The 18,333-nt window shown below is 67.0% G+C and carries 14 protein-coding genes; 12 read left to right on the forward strand and 2 right to left on the reverse strand.

Annotated elements, in window-relative coordinates:
- Positions 1 to 163: 163 nt before the first annotated feature.
- The 8 genes from AB4059_RS08470 (at position 164) to AB4059_RS08505 (ending at position 12,147) form a co-directional block, all read left to right on the forward strand.
- Positions 164 to 2,185: a serine hydrolase domain-containing protein gene (locus AB4059_RS08470; RefSeq protein ID WP_498978470.1), complete on the forward strand. Its 2,022-nt coding sequence runs from the start codon at positions 164 to 166 to the stop codon at positions 2,183 to 2,185.
- Between the two features lie 56 nt (positions 2,186 to 2,241).
- Positions 2,242 to 3,258, forward strand: coding sequence for a dipeptide epimerase (locus AB4059_RS08475; RefSeq protein WP_498978472.1), 1,017 nt, complete (start codon positions 2,242 to 2,244; stop codon positions 3,256 to 3,258).
- Positions 3,255 to 4,580 (forward strand): peptide MFS transporter, encoded by a 1,326-nt coding sequence (locus AB4059_RS08480; protein ID WP_498978474.1) that lies wholly within the window; start codon positions 3,255 to 3,257, stop codon positions 4,578 to 4,580. Before AB4059_RS08475 ends, AB4059_RS08480 begins: the two co-directional genes overlap by 4 nt.
- A 65-nt stretch (positions 4,581 to 4,645) precedes the next feature.
- Positions 4,646 to 6,982 carry a TonB-dependent receptor gene (locus AB4059_RS08485; protein WP_498978476.1) on the forward strand — a complete coding sequence of 779 codons (2,337 nt, stop codon included), beginning with the start codon at positions 4,646 to 4,648 and terminating at the stop codon, positions 6,980 to 6,982.
- Positions 6,983 to 7,019: 37 nt separating this feature from the next.
- On the forward strand, positions 7,020 to 8,036 hold the full coding sequence (locus tag AB4059_RS08490; protein ID WP_498978478.1) for an N-acetyltransferase DgcN family protein: 1,017 nt from the start codon (positions 7,020 to 7,022) through the stop codon (positions 8,034 to 8,036).
- Positions 8,033 to 9,160: a YkvI family membrane protein gene (locus AB4059_RS08495; RefSeq protein WP_498978481.1), complete on the forward strand. Its 1,128-nt coding sequence runs from the start codon at positions 8,033 to 8,035 to the stop codon at positions 9,158 to 9,160. The genes AB4059_RS08490 and AB4059_RS08495 overlap by 4 nt, the downstream gene beginning before the upstream one ends.
- Before the next feature lie 25 nt (positions 9,161 to 9,185).
- Positions 9,186 to 10,787 (forward strand): serine hydrolase, encoded by a 1,602-nt coding sequence (locus tag AB4059_RS08500; RefSeq protein ID WP_498978483.1) that lies wholly within the window; start codon positions 9,186 to 9,188, stop codon positions 10,785 to 10,787.
- Between the two features lie 46 nt (positions 10,788 to 10,833).
- A complete protein-coding gene (locus tag AB4059_RS08505) occupies positions 10,834 to 12,147 on the forward strand; it encodes a metal-dependent hydrolase family protein (RefSeq protein WP_498978485.1) in 1,314 nt (437 codons plus the stop codon).
- Between the two features lie 4 nt (positions 12,148 to 12,151).
- On the opposite strand, the gene AB4059_RS08510 is transcribed toward AB4059_RS08505, so the two are convergent.
- The gene (locus AB4059_RS08510; RefSeq protein ID WP_498978487.1) at positions 12,152 to 13,816 is read right to left on the reverse strand and encodes a TPR end-of-group domain-containing protein; all 1,665 of its coding nucleotides are present in this window, start codon (positions 13,814 to 13,816) and stop codon (positions 12,152 to 12,154) included.
- A gap of 129 nt (positions 13,817 to 13,945) precedes the next feature.
- Between AB4059_RS08510 and AB4059_RS08515 the strand changes: the two genes are divergently transcribed.
- Genes AB4059_RS08515 through hemC form a run of 4 tightly spaced genes read left to right on the forward strand, consistent with a single transcriptional unit; the run spans position 13,946 to position 17,386 of the window.
- Complete coding sequence (locus AB4059_RS08515; RefSeq protein WP_498978489.1) at positions 13,946 to 14,626, forward strand: alpha/beta hydrolase; 681 nt, start codon at positions 13,946 to 13,948, stop codon at positions 14,624 to 14,626.
- Positions 14,627 to 14,628: 2 nt separating this feature from the next.
- Entirely contained in the window at positions 14,629 to 15,714 is a 1,086-nt protein-coding gene (locus tag AB4059_RS08520) for a sensor histidine kinase (protein WP_498978491.1), read from the forward strand.
- On the forward strand, positions 15,711 to 16,454 hold the full coding sequence (locus AB4059_RS08525; protein WP_498959649.1) for a LytR/AlgR family response regulator transcription factor: 744 nt from the start codon (positions 15,711 to 15,713) through the stop codon (positions 16,452 to 16,454). Before AB4059_RS08520 ends, AB4059_RS08525 begins: the two co-directional genes overlap by 4 nt.
- Positions 16,455 to 16,477: 23 nt before the next feature.
- Positions 16,478 to 17,386: a hydroxymethylbilane synthase gene (gene hemC, locus AB4059_RS08530; RefSeq protein ID WP_498978493.1), complete on the forward strand. Its 909-nt coding sequence runs from the start codon at positions 16,478 to 16,480 to the stop codon at positions 17,384 to 17,386.
- Here hemC and AB4059_RS08535 read toward each other — a convergent pair.
- Positions 17,380 to 18,330 carry a dimethyl sulfoxide reductase anchor subunit family protein gene (locus tag AB4059_RS08535; RefSeq protein WP_498978495.1) on the reverse strand — a complete coding sequence of 317 codons (951 nt, stop codon included), beginning with the start codon at positions 18,328 to 18,330 and terminating at the stop codon, positions 17,380 to 17,382. The two genes, hemC and AB4059_RS08535, sit on opposite strands and share 7 nt — an antisense overlap.
- Positions 18,331 to 18,333 lie beyond the last annotated feature (3 nt).

An 18,333-nucleotide genomic window follows, 5' to 3' on the forward strand; every position in this document is an offset into this window, starting at 1 on the left:
CTGCGCCCCAGTCAGGGACGCCAGTGCGACATTACTGGAGAGGATTCTAGGCTGGAATGACCAAAGTAGGTTGACATTTCTCCGATCAGGACGTTTATTCTCATTAACGGCCAAATCACCGCGGGGCGCGGGGGCCATCGAGATGACTCTGGGGAGAGAAAAGATGCGTTTGATCCAACGACCGTTGTTCACCGCCTTGTTGGCGCTGGGCGTCGCGTTCACCGCGGCCGCGCAGCAGCCGCCGGTGACGGCGCCGCCCGCCATGCAAGCACCCGCGGCGGCCGCCGCGCCGTTGTCGCCCGATGCGGTGCCCGCCCCGGCGGACCGCATGACCGCCACCGATGTCGAAGCCTGGCTCGACGGCTTCATGCCCTACGCGCTGGAGCAGACCGACGTCGCCGGCTCGGTGGTCGTGGTGGTGAAGGACGGCAAGGTGCTGCTGAAGAAGGGCTACGGCTTCTCCGATGTGGCCAAGCGCACGCCGGTGGATGCCGACAAGACGCTGTTCCGCCCGGGTTCGATCTCCAAGCTGTTCACCTGGACGGCCGTGATGCAGCTGGTCGAGCAGGGCAAGCTGGACCTGGACGCCGACGTCAACCAGTACATCGACTTCAAGATCCCGCCGTACGAAGGCAAGCCGGTCACGTTGCGCAACATCATGACCCACACCACCGGGATGGAAGAGGTGGTGCGCGGGCTGATCGCGAACAACGAGAGCGAGATCCTCCCGCTCGACGCGACCCTCAAGCACTGGATCCCCGCGCGCATCTACGCGCCGGGCACCACGCCCGCGTATTCGAACTACGCCACCGCGATCGCCGGTTACATCGTGCAGCGCACGTCGGGCGAGCCGTTCGACCAGTACATCGCCAAGCATATCTTCACGCCGCTGGACATGAAGCATTCCTCCTTCAGCCAGCCGGTGCAGAAGGAATTCCTCGAGACCACGTCGAAGGGGTATTCGACCGCGTCCGACGGCAAGGCCAAGCCGTACGAGTACATCAACCTCGCGCCGGCCGGCAGCCTGACCTCCACCGGCGCGGACATGGGCAACTTCATGATCGCGCACCTGCAAAACGGCGCGTTCGACGGCCAGCGCATCCTGCGCGAGGAAACCGCGCACGAGATGCACGAGACCGGCCAGACCTCGGTCGGCCCGCTCAACAAGATGATGCTCGGCTTCTACGAAACCACCGCCAACGGCCACCGCGCGATCGCGCACGGCGGCGACACGCAGTGGTTCCACAGCGACCTGCAGCTGTTCCTCGACGACAACGTCGGCATCTACGTCTCGACCAACAGCGCCGGCAAGGACGGCAGTGCCCGCCTGATCCGCGACGGCCTGGTCACCGCCTTCGTCAACCGTTACCTGCCGCCGAAGAACCCGGCGCCTGAAGTGGCCGGCGTCGATGCGGCCACCGCGAAGCAGCACGCACAGATGATGGCCGGCACGTACAACAGCAGCCGCCGCGCCGATTCGAACTTCATGAACCTGGTCTACATGCTCGGCCAGATCAAGGTGGTCGCGAACGACGACGGCACCATCAGCTCGCCGATGTTCTCCACCTACAGCGGCGCACCGAAGAAGTGGCGCGAGATCAGCCCCTTCGTGTGGCAGGACACCAACAGCGGCGACCGCCTCGCGGCCGACGTCGTCGACGGCAAGGTCACGCGCTTCAGCGGCGAACCCTACGCGTCGATCATGGTGTTCCAGCGCGCCGCGTTCTGGCAGACCCCGCCGGTGTTCCTGACGATGTTGTTCGGCAGCCTGGCCGTGTTGTTGCTGACGGTCCTTGCTTGGCCGGTCTCGGCGATGGTGCGCCGCCATTACGGCACGCGTTACACGCTGACGGGCCAGGATGCGCGCGCGCATCGCTGGATCCGCATCGCTTCGCTCGCGGTGCTCGCCTCCTTCGGCGGCATGCTCGGCCTGGTGGTCGCGATGTTGTCGAACTTCGACCTCATGACGCCCGCGCAGGACGGCATGATCATCGCGGTGCGTTCGCTGGTGTCAATCCTGTTGCCGCTCGGTGCGATCGTCGCGCTGTGGAATGCCTGGAAGGTGCTCACCAGCCAGCGCAGGAAGTGGGCGAAGTTGTGGGCCGTCGTGCTCGCCGCCGCCTTCCTCAGCCTGCTGTTCATCGGTTTCGCTTGCCACGTCATCGGCTTCACCGCCGACTACTGACGGACCCCCGCGCGGCGGCCGAAAGCCGCCGCGCATTTTTTTCCAGAGAATTTCCCGTGATCCAGACCGACCGCGTCGAGCTCGTGCTGCGGAATGAACTGCTGCGCCTGTCCGAACCTTTCCGCATCTCCGGCCATGTCTTCGAAGTCTCGCCCGTCACCGTGGTCAACCTGCGACAGGGCCACGCCATCGGACGCGGCGAAGCATCGGGCGTCTATTACCTGCGCGATGAACCCGCCGACATGCTGCGCACGCTCGATTCGATGCGCGAGCGCATCGAAGCGGGCATCACGCGCGAAGAACTGCGCGAGATCCTGCCGCCCGGCGGCGCACGCAACGCCCTGGACTGCGCGTTGTGGGAACTCGAAGCGCGCATCCTCGGCATTCCGGCCTGGCAACTGGCCGGCATGCAAAAGCCCAAGGCGCTGACGACGACGTTCACCGTCGGCGCCGATCGCCCCGACGTCATGGCCGAGAAGGCGTTGGCTTACACGCATGCCCGCGCGATCAAGCTCAAGCTCACCGGCGACGTCGATCTCGACATCGCGCGTTTGAATGCGGTTCGTGCCGTGCGTCCCGAAGCCTGGATCGGCGTCGACGCCAACCAGGGCTACGTGCCGGCGACGCTGCAGCGCCTGCTGCCCGCGCTCGTCGAGGCGAAGGTCGCGCTGCTCGAACAACCCTGCCGCCGCGGCCGCGAGAGCGAGCTCGACGGCATCGATCGCACCGTGCCGATCGCCGCCGACGAAAGCATCCTGTCGCTGGTCGAACTCGAAGAACGCGCGCACTGGTTCGACGTCGTCAACATCAAGCTCGACAAGTGCGGCGGGCTCACCGAAGGCCTGTTGATGGCGCAGCGTGCGCGCGAACTCGGCCTGAAGGTCATGGTCGGCAACATGGTGGGAACGAGCCTGGCGATGGCGCCCGCGTTCCTGCTCGGGCAGTTCTGCGACATCGTCGACCTCGACGGCCCGATCTTCCTGCAGCGCGATCGCACGCCGGGCGTGGTGTATTTCGACGGCCTCGTCGATTGCCCGGCCGCGGTGTGGGGCTCACCGGACGTCGTGTTGTGAACGCGCTGCCGCAAGCCATCGCCAAACCCGGCTGGCTGCGGCAGCCACCGGGCCTGGCGGTCCTGTTCTTCACGCAGATGTGGGAGATCTTCTCCTACTACGGCATGCGCACGCTGCTCGTCTATTACATGACGAAGCAGTTGCTGTTCTCGCAACAGCACGCCTCGATGGTGTACGGCGTGTACATCGCGACGTTCTACTTCACGCCCTTGCTCGGCGGCATCGTGTCCGACCGTTGGCTCGGGCGGAAGCGCTCGGTGATCATCGGCGCGGTGGTGATGTCCTTCGGCCATTTCCTGATGGCCTCCGAATCGATGCTGTATTTTGCGCTCGCCGCGATCGCATTGGGCAATGGCCTGTTCCTGCCGAGCCTGCCGAGCCAGATCGACGATCTGTACGCGAAGGACGATCCGCGGCGCGGGTCGGCGTACAACTTCTATTACGTGGGCATCAATGTCGGCGGGCTGCTCGCGCCTTTGGTGTGCGGCACGCTCGGCGAGTTGTACGGATGGCATTACGGCTTCGGCGCGGCGGGCGTCGGCATGTTGGCGGGCCTGGCGATCTACACGCTCGGCGGGAAGTGGTTGCCGCCCGAACGCCCGAAGGTGCGCGACCTCGCACCGTCCGCGCGCATGCCGCTGTTCGCGATGAAGCAACGCATCCTCACCCTGTCGGCCGTGGCCGTGTGCGTGATGATCTTCCGCGGCGCATACGAACAGACAGGCAACACCATCGCCTTGTGGGCCGATGTCGGCCTGGATCGCAGCGCCGGCAACTTTGTCATCCCGATGACGTGGTTCCAGTCGCTCAATCCTTTCCTCGTGATTTTCCTCACGCCCTTGCTCGTCGCGCTGTGGACGAAGCAGGCCAGCCGCGGCCGCGAACCGGCGCCGGCGAAGAAGATGGCGCTCGGCGCATTCGGCGTGTCGCTGGCATTCCTGTTGCTGGCCATGGTCGATGCGAGCGCGCAGGGACATGCGCACTGGGTGTGGCTTGCTGCGTTCTTCGTCCTGTTCACCGCGGGCGAGCTTTTCATCCTGCCGATCGGGCTGAGCCTGTTCGCGCGCCTGGCGCCCGCCGGTTACGCGGCGACGTCGATCGCCGCCTGGTACTTCGCCTCCTTCGGCGGAAACCTGCTGGCCGGCGCGCTCGGCACGCTCTGGAGTTCGATGGGGCACGCGGCGTTCTTCGTCGTCATGGCCGGTGTCGCCGCGCTCGCGGGGACCTTGCTGCGACTGCTCCACACCGCGGTCGTCCGCGCCGAAGCGATGAATGCGCCGGCATCCGACGGGCGGCACCTGAAACCGTCCTACACCGATTGACAATTTTCCGATCAGGATGCTTACATCCTGATAAGGCAACACAAAAACCTTCTGGGGAGAAAGGCATGCAACAGCACCACCGCGCCAAGTCGATGCGTCGTCATTCGCTGACCTCGGCGATCACCCTCACCCTGGCGATCGGCCTCGCAGGCCCGGCCTTGGCGCAGCAGGCCGCGCCGGCCGATGCACAGGCCGGCCAACAGTCCGCGACCGCGCAGGAACTGGACGTCGTCACCGTCACCGCGAACAAGCGCACCGAGAACATCCGCGAAGTCGCCACCTCGGTGACCAAGCTGAGCGACCAGCAGCTGGAAAACATCAACGCCACGCAGATGTCCGACTACGCGAACTACGTGCCGGGCCTGCAGGTGCAGGATTCGGGTTCGCCGGGCCAGACGCAGGTGTCGATGCGCGGCATCGCGGCGATGTCCCCGGGTTCGACCGTCGGCACGTATGTCGATGAAGCGCCGGTCGGTTCCAACAGCCTCTACCAGCAGGCCACGCTGTTCGCGCTCGACCTGCTGCCTTACGACATCGACAGCATCGAAGTGCTGCGCGGCCCGCAGGGCACGCTGTACGGCGCCGGCGCGATGGGCGGCCTGATCAAGTACGTGATGAAGAAGCCCGACACCACGCAGAACGAATTCCGCGTGGGCATGGGCATCTCCGACACCCAGGGCGCCGGCGGCGCGTCCTACGACTACCGCATCGGCGGCAACCTAGTGCTCGTGCAGGACAGCATCGCCTTGCGCGGCAGCTTCGCGAGCAACCAGCCCAACGGCTACGTCGACAACCTCGTCAACGGCCGCGAAGACATCAACGATTCCTCGCAGAGCAGCGGCCGCGCGTCGTTCCTGTGGAAGAACGACAAGGCGAGCGTGCAGTTCGCCCTGATGAAGCAGAAGATCGACAGCCCGAACAATGCGACGATCGCGCTGGATCCGACCACGCACGACGACATCTACGGTCTTGCGAACTTCGTCGTCGTCGATGAAGTGTTCAAGAAGGACGTCGAGAATTACGCGCTGACCGTCGACTACGACCTGGGCTGGGCGAACCTGGTCTCGGCGACGAGCTACGGCGATGTGTTCACCTCGATCACCAGCGACCAGACCTACACCTACGGCCCCTACACGGCCCTGGGCGGCCTGCCGGACGGCAGCGCGTATCTCACCAACGACCTGCGCCTGAAGCAGTTCACCCAGGAATTCCGCCTGAGCTCGAAGGCCGACGCGCCGTTCGAATGGCTGCTCGGCGGCTTCTACGACGACGAGCGCGGCGACAACCACCAGTTCGTGCCGCTGACGCAGCTCGATGGCACGCCGCTGCCGCCCCCGTTCGACTCCATCCTGGGCGTCCTCGGCGACCTGTACCTGCCGAGCACGTACGAAGAAACCGCGGTCTTCGCCAACGGCGCGTACAAGTTCAACGATTGGTTCAAGCTCGGCGCCGGCGTGCGTTGGGCGCGCAACAAACAGGAATTCACCCAGGACGTCGTGGCTGGCCTGCTCGCACCGGTCGGCACGCAGTTCAACACGTCCGAAGAAGACGTCGTGACGTGGAGCGTGACGCCGCAGTTCCAGGTGTCCAAGGACGTGATGGTGTACGGCAAGGTCTCCACCGGCTACCAGCCCGGCGGCCCGAACATCATCATCAACGGCCTGCCGCCGCAGGTCGATTCCTCGACGCTCACCAGCTACGAACTCGGCATGAAGTCGGCGTTCGACGACAACCGCGTGCTGCTGGATGTCGTCGCCTACCAGATCGATTGGAAGGACATCCAGGTGGCTTCGCTCGTCAACGGCGTCAGCGGCCTGGTCAACGGCGGCCAGGCGACGAGCCGGGGCCTGGAAGTCGCGGCGAACTTCCGTCCCATCGACGGCCTGACGCTCGGTCTCAACGCGGCCTACAACGACTCCAACATCGACGAAGACTTCCCGCTGATCACGGTGTCCGGCGGCCCCGGCGTGGATGTATTGATCAACACCGGCCTGAAGGGCGATCGCATGCCCTACGTGCCCGACCTGACCTGGTCGGCCACCGCCGATTACTACCTGCCGTTCTCGGGCGACTGGGGCATGAACATCGGCGGCGGTTACCGCTACGTCGACGACCGCACCACGGCGACCACGCAGCGCCAGGTCATCGCCGTCGGCGGCACGCCGGTCGACACCGAACTGACGCCCGGCCTGAACATCGACAGCTACGACGCGCTCGATCTGTATGTGTCGGTCTCCAACGCACATTGGTCGATCCGCGGTTACATGAAGAACGCGTTCGACGAGCGCGCCTATTCGACGATGGCCGACGTCACCAACCAGGTCACCGGGGTCACCCACCACACGGCGGCGACGCCGATCATGCCGCGGACCATCGGGCTCGAGGTCGATTACCGCTTCTGATCCACCGACCTCGTACGAACTTGGTGAAACCGCCGCGATGACCACCATTGCGTTGCCCCAGCCTTACCTGTTGTTCCTCGGCGATACCACCGAGCCTGGCTATGCGAAGACGGCGTTCGGGTTGCGCGATTGGGCGCCCGAACGCTGCATCGGCGAGTTCTCGATCGCGGGCGCCACGGTCACGACGGGCCTGCCGTTCCTCACGCCCGCACAGGCGCATGCCGCCGGTGCGCAGGCGATGGTGATCGGCGTGGCCAACGCAGGCGGGTTCATTCCGCCTGCGTGGCTCGATGCCCTGGTCGAAGCCATGGAAGCAGGGCTCGACCTGATCGGCGGCATGCATGCGCGGCTGCGTGATTTCGCGCGACTGCGCGAAACCGCCGAGCGCCTCGGGCGTCGCCTGATCGACATTCGCATTCCACCCGAACGCATTCCGGTCGCTTCCGGCAAAGCGCGCACCGGCCGCCGATTGCTGACCATCGGCACCGACTGCGCATTGGGCAAGAAATACACCGCGCTCTCGCTCGCGCGTGCGTTCCAGTCCCGAGGCGTCGATGCGACGTTCCGTGCGACGGGACAGACCGGCATATTGATTGCCGGCGGCGGGATCCCGATGGATGCAGTCGTGGCCGACTTCGCCGCCGGGGCCGCCGAGCTCCTCACGCCCGATGCCGCACCGACGCATTGGGACGTGGTCGAAGGCCAGGGCTCGCTGCATCATCCGGCGTATGCGGGCGTGTCGCTCGCGCTGCTGCACGGGAGCCAGCCCGACGTGATCGTCGTGTGCCACGAACCGGGACGCGAGCGCGTGCTGGGCCATCCGGACTATCCGGTGCCGGGGTTGCGCGAAACGATCGAACTCGCCTTGCGCCTGGGTGCAAGGACCTCGCCGCGCATTCGTTGCGGGGGCATCAGCCTCAATACCGGCAAGCTCGACGCTGAACAAGCGCACCGCCTGATCGCGTCCGAAAGCCAGCGCCTGGGGTTGCCCGTCGCCGATCCGATCCGCGGCGGCGATGCGTTCGAACGCCTCGTCGACGCCTGTCTGGCATGAGCGCACCCGCCCACACCGGGCGCTTCCGGCGCTGGATCCTGCCGGGGCTGGCGTTCAAGGCCGCGGTCATCGGCGGCGGTTACGCGACGGGCCGCGAACTGGCGGAGTACTTCATCCCCAGCGGCCCGCAGGGCGGGGTGATGGCGATCCTGGTCGCGATGTTCGCGTGGAGTGCGTTGTGCGCGCTGACCTTCGCGCTCGCGCACGCGACGCGGAGTTACGACTACCGGACGTTCTTCGCGAACCTGCTGGGGCCGTTCGCGTTCGTCTTCGAGCTCGCGTACCTGGTGTTCATGGTGTTGATCCTCGCCGTGTTCGGCGCGGCGGCAGGCGCGATCGGGCAGGCGGTGTTCGGTTGGCCGACGCTCGTCGGCACCCTGCTGCTGATGCTGGCGATCGGCGCGTTCACGGCGTTCGGCAATCACTCGGTCGAACGCTTGTTCAAGTACGTCTCGTTCCTGTTGTACGGCGTGTACGTGTTGCTGATCGTCTTCGTGGTCACCAAGTTCGGCGGGCAGGCCGCGCAACAGTTCGCGACACCCGTGCCCACCGATGGCTGGCTGTCCGGTGGCCTCACCTACGCCGGATACAACATCGTCGGCGCCGTGATGGTCCTGCCGCTGGTGCGTCACTTTCTCACGCAGCGCGATGCGGTCGTCGCAGGCGTGCTCGCCGGGCCGCTTGCGATGCTGCCGGGCTTGCTGTTCTTCATTTGCATGATCGCCTGGTATCCGTCGATCGGGGCCGAAGCCTTGCCGTCGGATTTCATGTTGCGGCAATTGAACATGCCGATCTTCCACGTGCTGTTCCAGCTGATGATCTTCAGCGCGTTGCTCGAAAGTGGCGCGGCCTGCGTGCACGCGGCCAACGAACGCATCGCGGCCACGTGGCGCACCTCGCGCGGCGTCGAGCTGTCGAGCGGCGCGCGCTTCGCGATCGCCACGGTCCTGTTGATCGGCTCGATCTTCATCGCCTCGCGCTTCGGCCTGGTCGCCCTGATCGCGCGTGGTTATCGCGGACTGGCGTGGCTGTTCCTCGTCGTTTACGTCCTCCCCTTGCTCACCGTCGGCGTGTGGCGCCTGCGGAATCGCGCGCCGCGGCCGATCGCCGCGCCGCAAAACTAAAAACCCTCTTCGAAGGAAACGTTCGATGTCCCGATCCCTGGTTCGTTCCGCGCTCGCCATGGCGACGCTGCTGCTTGTCGCCGATGGTGCATTCGCCGCGGTGCCCACCGACCTCGACGCGCAGGTGGAAGCCGCGATGCGTGCCAACGGCGTGCCGGGCATGGCGATCGCGATCGTCGAAGACGGCAAGCCGGTCCTCGCCAAGGGTTACGGCGTGCGCAAGCTCGGTTCGCCCGAGCGCGTGGATGCCGACACGATCTTCCCCACCGGCTCGACCGGCAAGGCGGTCACCACCGCGGCGCTCGCCGTGCTCGTCGATGACGGCAAGCTGCAGTGGGACGACAAGATCATCGACCACATGCCGTGGTTCCGCATGTACGACCCGTGGGTGACCAACGAGATGACGGTGCGCGACCTGCTCACGCATCGCAGCGGCCTGGGCCTGGGCGCGGGCGACCTGATGTTCGTCCCCAGTTCCTCGCGCAGCCGCGCCGACACCGTGCGCGCGCTGCGTTACATCAAGCCCGCGACGAGCTTCCGCAGCGGTTATGCGTACGACAACCTGCTGTACGCCGTCGCCGGCCAGCTGATCGAAGAAGTCAGCGGGCAAACGTGGGAAGTGTTCGTGCGCGAACGCGTGCTCAAGCCCGCGGGCATGACCAGTTCGGTGACCGAGCAATCCGCGCGCTTCGCCAATCCCAACCGCGCGTGGCCGCATGCCCGCATCGGCGGTCGCGTGCGCGGCCTGGGCGACCAGCAGGTGCTCGACGAGCGCAAGACGCTCGGCGACAACGCCGCGCCGGCCGGTGGCATTTCGTCGAGCGCGAACGACATGGCGCACTGGATGCAGGTGCAGCTCGGCCACGGCACGTGGACGAACGCCGACGGCAAGCAGATCAAAGTGTTCAGCGAAGCGCAGTCGCAGCAGATGTGGACGCCGGCGATCCTCACGCCGACCGCGATGTATCCGGGCAAGCTCGCTCCGTTCTCGCCGAAGTTCTCCGCCTACGCGTTGGGCTGGAGCGTGCGCGATTACCGCGGCTTCAAGGTCATCGACCACGGCGGCGCGGTCTTCGGCGTGCAGACCTACGTTGCGCTCGTGCCGGAAAAGAATCTCGGCATCGCGGTGCAGATCAACTCCGAGGACTTCCAGGCGATGCGCGGCGTCGCGATGGAGTTGCTCGACCATTACCTCGGCGCGCCGGACACCGATTGGCTGGCCGCGTTCGACGAATTCGCCGACAACCGCATCGCCGGCGGCGTCGCCGCGCTCGACGAAGCGGCGAAGGCGCGCGGCCCGTCGCCGGGCAAGGCATCGCTCGCGACCGCCGACTACGCGGGTCGCTACAACGATCCCTGGTACGGCCCGATCGCGATCACCAACGACAAGGGCGGCCTGCGCATCGACTTCACGCGCACGCCCGGCATGGTCGGTCGCCTGGAGCACGCGCACCACGACACCTTCCGCGCCGTGTGGGACGACGCCAACATCGAACCGGCCTACGTGACCTTCGGCCTGGACGCGGAAGGCAAGATCGCGCGCGTGACGATGAAGGCCGTCTCGCCGATCGCCGACTTCAGCTTCGACTACCAGGACCTGCTCTTCACCCCGGTCAAGACGCAGTAACATCGGTCCGGTCGGACGTGGCGCCCGCCACGTCATGGGGATCGCAATGCGCCGGATCGCTGGGATCGCTTGCCTGACCGTCGTCGCCGGATTCGCCACGCTCGCCGGCAGGGCACAGACACCGGCGCCGGAAACGGCGCCGATCGTTTTACAGGCCGCGCACTTGTTCGACGGCGCGAGCGGCAAGCTCGTCTCGCCCGGCCGCATCCTCGTGCGCGGGAAGACCATCGAGGCGGTGGGCAGCGACGTCGTCGCGCCCGCGGGGGCGCAGGTGATCGACCTGGGCGACGCGACGCTCGTGCCCGGGTTCATCGACGCGCACACGCACATGACCAGCGATTACGACGAATCGTGGACGCGCGGTTTCTACAATTCGATGATGCGCCTGCCCGTGGAGCAGGCCTATCACGCCGAACACAACGCGCACGTCACCTTGCAGGCCGGCGTCACCACCATTCGCGAACTGGGCGCGCCCGATGCCATCGACGTCGCGCTCCGCAATGCGATCGCCGAAGGCCTGGCCGAAGGGCCGCGCATGTTGGTCTCGGTGCACGCGATCGGTTCGACCGGCGGCCATTGCGATGCGCCCAACTTCCCGCCCGGCGTGGTGCGCGAGTTCGGCGAGAAGGATGGTGTGTGCAACGGCGCCGATTCCTGCCGTCGCGCGGTGCGCGAGCAACTCAAGGCCGGTGCGGACAACATCAAGATCTGCGCGTCGGGCGGTGTGTTGTCGGAAACCGATCCGGTCGACGTGCCGCAGCTCACGCCTGAAGAACTGCACGCCATCATCGACGAAGCGCACGCGTGGCGCCGCAAAGTCGCCGCGCACGCGCATGGCGATCGGGCGGCGCGTATGGCCGTCGATGCGGGCGTGGATTCGATCGAACACGGCAGCTTCCTCACGCCCGAAACCCTGCAGCGGATGAAGGACAAGGGCGTGTACCTGGTCCCCACGCGCGTGGCGGTGAAGTTCGTGCTGAAGCAGGCGGACACGTATCCGCCGCAGGTCGGCAAGAAAGCGCGGGAGGCCGCGGCTTCGCACGGCGGCATGATGAAGAACGCGCTGCGCATCGGCGTGCCGATCGCTTACGGCACCGATGCATCGGTCTATCCGCACGGGATCAACGCGCAGGAGTTCGGCGATTACGTCGAGCTCGGGATGGCGCCGGCGCAGGCGCTGATGACGAGCAGCCAGGGCTCGGCACGTTTGCTCGGCATCGACAAGGAGACCGGCACGCTGGAAGCCGGCAAGTTCGCGGACATCGTGGCGGTCCCGGGCGATGTATTGCAGGACATCCGCGCGACCGAGCGGCCCGTGTTCGTCATGAAGCAGGGCGCGGTGGTGCGGAAGGACCGCTGAGGGATCACTTGATCCGCGACAGCAGGGCCTCGAAGCGCGGGTTGCCGTGCAGGGGGTCCAGGTCGCTGTCGTGTTCCATCCACGCGCGATCGCCCCAGCCCAGGGCGACCGCCTGCTCCAGCAGGTCGATCGCGCGTTCGATGTCTTCCTGCTCGCAATAGAAGCAGGCGAGGTTGTACAGCACGACCGGTTCGTCCTGCGCCTGTTTCAGCGCCTGCTCGGCCATCAGGATCGCGCGTTCCTTCTCGCCCACGCGCCACAGGTCCTGCGCGGCGAAATACAGGGCGCGCGTGTCGTGCGGGTTGAGCTTGATGTGGCGCTCGAGCGTGTTCAACGCACCGAGGCGCACGCGCATTTCGTCCTGCTTGCGGCCCAGCGAGGCCAGCGTCTGCGCCAGGAACATCGGCACCTGGAAATCGGTGGGATTCACTTCGGCGGCGCGCGCGTATTTCTTCGCGGCGTTCTCGTGGTCGCCGCGCGAGGAGCACGCCAGGCCATAGTAGTACCAGGCGTCGAACAGGTTCGGGTTTTGCGCGACCGCGGTTTCGAATTCCTGTTCGGCCGCGTCGTATTGCTCGCCGATCAGCAGCGCCAGCCCGCGCGAAGCGTGCGCTTCGGCCGATTCGGGATCCAGCACGACGGCCTGTTCGCTCGCGCGGTTGGCGCGCGTGGCGTTCTCGGGCGTGGCCGCGGCGTAGCGATACAAATGCGAGTAAGCATCGGCCATGCCCGCGTAGGCGAGCGCGTATTTCGAATCCACCGCGATCGCCTGTTCGAACATGCGGATCGCGTGCTCGTAATCGCGGCGTGCCATCGAATACATGTAGCTGCGGCCGCGCAGGTAGTAGTCGTAGGCCTCAGGATCGGAGGTCGCCACCGAGACGAGCGCGCGACGTTCCTGCGGTGTCAGCGTCACCTGAAGCGCCTTGACGATGCTGTGCGCGATGTCGTCCTGGATGGTGAACACATCCTTCATTTCGCGATCGTAGGTTTCCGACCACAGGTGCGAGTCGCTGCCGGTGTCGATCAGCTGCGCGGTGATGCGCACGCGCTCGCCGGCCTTGCGCACGCTGCCTTCGAGCAGCGTGGTGACGCCCAGGTCGCGGGCGACGTCGGGAATGGTGAAGTCCTTGCCCTTGTAGGCGAATGCGGACGTGCGCGAGGCCACCTTCAACTGCGGCAGTTGCGTCAGCAGGTTGAGGATTTCCTCGGCGATGCCGTCGCTGAAGTATTCGTTCTCCGCATCGCCGCTCATGTTCACGAAGGGCAGCACGGCGATGGTGCGGCGGCCGTCGGTGCCGGGCGTTGCGCGCGATGTTGGCGTGGGGGCTTCGGTCGCGGGTTCGGGCGGCGGCGGGATCGGCGCACGCACGAGTGCCGGCGCGGCCGTGGGCGGTTCGACGGCTGGCGGGTCGGCCGACAACGGCGGTGTGCGTTCCAGCCCGCGCGGCCCGGCGTCGAACATCCAGGCCATCGCGATGGCGATCGGCAGGCCCAGCACGACAAGCACGATGACCAGCGTGACCGTCCACGGCGGCAGGTGCAGGCTCGGCAGCACGGTGGCGGCGACCTGGATCACCAGCCAACCGGCGATGGCGTAGACGGCCAGCACGCGCACCACGCGCCGCCGGCGCAGTTCCGCGAACAGCCGCCCGAGCGAACTCGCCATGCGCGCCTCCCTCAGGGAACGCGGAGACGCGCCCCCATCGCCAAGCAAACGGGGCGCACGGCCGGCGTCGGACAGCATCCGGTGCAGCCTCCTTGCACTAGACTGCGCCGGAGGACCGCGGGAGACATCATGGACGCCATCGACCTGCTCGAGACCATCGAGGAAGAGACTGGACCGGATCCGCGCTGGGCCGTGCTCTGGTTGCACGGGCTGGGCGCCGACGGCCACGACTTCGTCCCGCTGGTGCCCGAACTGGTGCGCCCGCAGTGGCCCGCGATCCGCTTCGTCTTTCCGCATGCGCCCGTGCGCGCGGTGACGATCAACGCCGGCATGCGCATGCGCGCGTGGTACGACATCCGCGATTTCGACCTGGCCAATCGCGCCGATGCCGAAGGCGTCGCGGTCTCGACGGCCCAGGTCGGCGCGCTGCTCGACCGCGAACAGGCGCGCGGCATTCCACCCGAACGCATCTTCCTCGCCGGTTTTTCGCAGGGCGGGGCGATCGCGCTGTCCGCGATGCTGACGCGCAAGACGCCGCTGGCGGGGATCATCGCGCTGTCGACCTACATCCCGATGTCGCACGACATCGCAGGCGAAAAGGCGACGGCGGAAGCCCGGCAGCAACCGATCTTCCTCGCGCACGGCGAGGCCGATCCGGTCATCCCTGTCCAGGCCGGCGTGGCCACGGCCAAGACGCTCGGCGACCTGGGCTTCGACGTGACCTGGCGGTCGTATGCGATGCCGCATGCGGTCTGCCCGGAAGAAGTGCGCGATCTGCGCGACTGGTTCGATCGCAGGTTCGCCGCCTGACCATGACGGCCACGCCCGGCGAACCCTGGTTGCCGGACCTGTGCCGGCTCGGGCGACTTGCGATCATGCTCGGCGTGGCCGAGCTCGTCGTCTGCATCATCGCGCTCGCGCCCGCCTCCGAAGCCGAATGGACGCCCGCGCGCTTCGCGTCGGCCAGTGCGTTCGCGTTGTGGCTCTCGCTCACCGTCTCGGTGGTGTTGTGCGTCGCGCGCCGGTCCCTGTCGGGGATGAAGCCCTGGATGGGCGGCACGGCCGCGGTACTCATCGCCGCGCTGATCGCCGCCACCGGCGCGGCGCTCGTGCATGCAGTGGATCGCGGCCTGGCGCTCGGCTTGGTGCCCGGCACCGTGCACATCCATCGCTTCATCGGCGGCAGCGCGGCGATCGCGACGCTGATCGTCAGCGTCGTGCTGCGTTACCTCTACGCAGTGGATGGTTGGCAGAAGCAGGTGCGTGCGAGCGCGCGCGCCGAGGCCGACGCGCTGCAGGCGCGGATCAAGCCCCATTTCCTTTTCAACAGCATGAACACCATCGCCGGTCTGGTCCGCCGCGACCCGGACGTGGCCGAGCGCGCAGTGCTCGACCTGTCCGACCTGTTCCGCGCGGCGCTGGGCGCGGGCGAAGGCGATTCGAGCCTGGCCGAGGAAATCGAGCTGGCCGAACGCTACCTCTCGATCGAGCAACTCCGCCTGGGCGAGCGCCTGCAGGTGCGCTGGCGCGGGCGCGAGGCCGCCTTGCCCTGGCAGCTGCGCCTGCCGCGCCTGGTCCTGCAGCCCCTGGTCGAAAACGCGGTCCTGCACGGCATTTCGCGCCTTCCGGCGGGCGGGACGATCGACATCGAACTCGCCCAACGGCCGGATGGGCTGCATATCAGCGTTCATAACCCAGCACCCCCGCCGAGGGAACGGGACATGACGCCGGACAACCTGCCCGCCCGGGGGAGGGGAGGCAGCGGCCATGCGCAGCGTTCCATCGCGCATCGGCTGGCTTACGCATTCGGTTCCAAGGCCCGCGTGACCGGACACTGGCACGAGGGCTACTATCTGGCTGAGCTTCGGGTCCCGCTCCAAGCAGGAGGTCGCTCGTGAGAGTGTTGATCGCCGACGACGAACCCCTGGCGCGCGAACGCCTGCGGGATCTGCTTGCCGAGCAGCCGGGCATCGAACTGGTCGCCGAGGCGGGCGACGGGCGCGAGGCGCTGCACGCCTGCGCCACCCACCACCCCGACCTGGTGTTGCTCGACATCGCGATGCCGGGCATCGACGGCCTGGAGACCGCGCGGCATCTGGCCGCATTTGAACCGCGCCCGGCCGTGGTGTTCTGCACCGCATACGACGCGCACGCGCTGTCGGCCTTCGAGGCCGCGGCGATCGACTACCTCGTCAAGCCCGTGCGTCCCGAACGCCTGGCCGCCGCACTCGAACGCGCGCGCACCTTCGCCGCGGGCCGCAACGGCAACGGCGCCGCCCTCGACGGCGAGCCCCGCCACGAACAACACCGCACCCATCTGTGCGCGCGCCTGCGCGGCAGCCTGCGCCTGATCCCCATCGAAGACGTGCATTACCTGCAGGCCGAGGAAAAGTACGTCGTCGTGCACCACGCGCGTGGCGAGGACCTCATCGAGGAATCGCTGAAGTCGCTGGAAGAGGAATTCGGCGACCGCTTCGTCCGCATCCATCGCAATTGCCTGGTGGCGCGGCACGAGATCGTCGAGCTCAAGCGCGCCCCCGACGGCCACGTGCAGGCCGTGTTGCGGCACGGCGAGCATCCGCTGGAAGTCAGCCGCCGCTGCGTGGCGCATCTGCGCGAGACGGTGAAGCACCTGTAGTGCGCCGCGGGCGATAATGGGGCATGCAAACGCTCCGGATCGCCACCCGCAAATCCCCGCTGGCCCTCTGGCAGACCGAACACGTCGCCGCACGTTTGCGCGCCGCGCATCCGGGGCTGCACGTCGAACTGGTGCCGATGAGCACGCGCGGCGACGAAGTCCTCGATCGTTCGCTCGCGGCGATCGGCGGCAAGGGCCTGTTCCTCAAGGAACTCGAAGTCGCGATGCAGCGCGGGCAAGCCGATTGCGCGGTGCATTCGCTGAAGGACGTGCCGATGGTGCTCGAGCCGGGCTTCGCCTTGCCGGCGATCCTGGCGCGTGCCGATCACGCCGACGCCTTCGTCAGCAATCGCTTCGAGAACATCGATGCGCTGCCGCAGGGCGCGGTGGTGGGCACCTCATCGTTGCGTCGGCAGGCGCAATTGCGCGCGCGGCGCCCGGACCTGGATCTGCGCGACCTGCGCGGCAACGTCAATACGCGGCTGGCGAAACTCGACGCGGGCGACTACGACGCCATCGTGCTCGCGTGCGCCGGCCTTGCGCGCCTGGGCTTCGAATCGCGCATCCGCGGGCGCCTGGATGCACCCGATTGGTTGCCCGCGCCGGCGCAGGGCGCGATCGCGATCGAATGCCGCGACGACACGCCGGAAACCTTCGCGTTGCTGGCAGCGCTCGATGATGCGGCCACGCGCGAATGCGTCGAAGCCGAGCGCGCGATGAACCGCGCGTTGCACGGGAGTTGCCACGTGCCGGTGGCTGCGTTCGCGCGCCGCGAAGGAACCACGCTGCATCTGCAGGGGCTGGTGGGGTCGGCGAACGATGGGCGCGTCGTGCGCGCCGAAAGCACGGGCGCCGATCGCGAAGCGCTGGGTCTGGAGGTCGCGCAGCGCCTGCTTGCGCAAGGCGCGCGGGACTTCATCGACGCTCAGTAATACAAGGTCACCATGTGCTTGGCTTGTGCGAAGAACAGCCAGCGTTCGACGAAGGCGCCGGCCAGCGCGCTGAGCGCGGCGGCGGTGTACCAGGGCGCCGGGTTCGCGTGCACGAGCAGCCAGGCCGGCAACAACAGCAGGATCGGCAACACCGCGAACAACACGATCGCCAGCAGCCGCAATTGCTTCGCATGCTTGCGCGCGACCACGAAGCCCATTTCCTTCGTGAGGTAGTTCGCTTCGGTGTGCGGGCGTTCGAAGACCGTCGCCGTGCGCTGCGGCAGGCCGATCGCATCACCGCGCGTGGCGGGCAGCGGCACGTCGATGTCGCGCCAGTACTTCACCTTCAGCACGACGAGCACGATCGCGACCAGCGCGCCTGCGAGCGCGGCGATGTTCGACATCGGGCGGCCGAGCAGCGTGGCGATCGCGCAGAACAACAGGCCGCCGGTGAACAGGCCGAAGCCCTGGTAGGCGAACGGCACCAGGCCGTGGCGCCAGGCCGGGATCGGCTTGAGCGAGGCGTAGATCATCGCGGTGCAGTGGACGGTGATCAGTGCGGCGAGCATGGCCAAGAGCGCAACGGTTTTGCCGAGCGCGCCCAGTGCGACCCCTCCCCAGCCCTCCCCTGCGAGCAGGGGAGGGAGCATTGCGGTCGCCAACACGGCCGCGATGAAGAACGTCGCCATCGCCGCCACGCCCTCGCGCGACAACCACGAGGTGCGCCATTGCGAGAACGCGCGCCAAGCACGCATCGGCTTGCCCAGGTGCAACATCGAGCTGAGCAGGCCGATCGTCGAAAGCACGATCGCGATCGCGATGGACGCCAACAGCGTGCGCGCCGCGCTCTGCCCGGTCAGCGCATGCCACGCGGCCCAGAACAACAGCCCGTAGCCCGCGCCCGACAGCGTGGTGAAGAAAATGACCGAAAGCGCGGGATGCATTTA

This window comes from Lysobacter sp. 2RAF19 (genome assembly GCF_052115395.1).
In the GTDB taxonomy this organism is placed as follows: Bacteria; Pseudomonadota; Gammaproteobacteria; order Xanthomonadales; family Xanthomonadaceae; genus Noviluteimonas.

What these genes read in the sequence shown, in the direction of transcription:
- AB4059_RS08470 (WP_498978470.1), top strand. Translation starts at nt 164, where the DNA reads ATGCGTTTGATCCAACGACCGTTGTTCACCGCCTTGTTGGCGCTGGGC.
- AB4059_RS08485 (WP_498978476.1), top strand. Translation starts at nt 4,646, where the DNA reads ATGCAACAGCACCACCGCGCCAAGTCGATGCGTCGTCATTCGCTGACC.
- AB4059_RS08490 (WP_498978478.1), top strand. Translation starts at nt 7,020, where the DNA reads ATGACCACCATTGCGTTGCCCCAGCCTTACCTGTTGTTCCTCGGCGAT.
- AB4059_RS08495 (WP_498978481.1), top strand. Translation starts at nt 8,033, where the DNA reads ATGAGCGCACCCGCCCACACCGGGCGCTTCCGGCGCTGGATCCTGCCG.
- AB4059_RS08500 (WP_498978483.1), top strand. Translation starts at nt 9,186, where the DNA reads ATGTCCCGATCCCTGGTTCGTTCCGCGCTCGCCATGGCGACGCTGCTG.
- AB4059_RS08505 (WP_498978485.1), top strand. Translation starts at nt 10,834, where the DNA reads ATGCGCCGGATCGCTGGGATCGCTTGCCTGACCGTCGTCGCCGGATTC.
- AB4059_RS08510 (WP_498978487.1), bottom strand. Translation starts at nt 13,816, where the DNA reads ATGGCGAGTTCGCTCGGGCGGCTGTTCGCGGAACTGCGCCGGCGGCGC.
- AB4059_RS08515 (WP_498978489.1), top strand. Translation starts at nt 13,946, where the DNA reads ATGGACGCCATCGACCTGCTCGAGACCATCGAGGAAGAGACTGGACCG.
- AB4059_RS08520 (WP_498978491.1), top strand. Translation starts at nt 14,629, where the DNA reads ATGACGGCCACGCCCGGCGAACCCTGGTTGCCGGACCTGTGCCGGCTC.
- hemC (WP_498978493.1), top strand. Translation starts at nt 16,478, where the DNA reads ATGCAAACGCTCCGGATCGCCACCCGCAAATCCCCGCTGGCCCTCTGG.
- AB4059_RS08535 (WP_498978495.1), bottom strand. Translation starts at nt 18,330, where the DNA reads ATGCATCCCGCGCTTTCGGTCATTTTCTTCACCACGCTGTCGGGCGCG.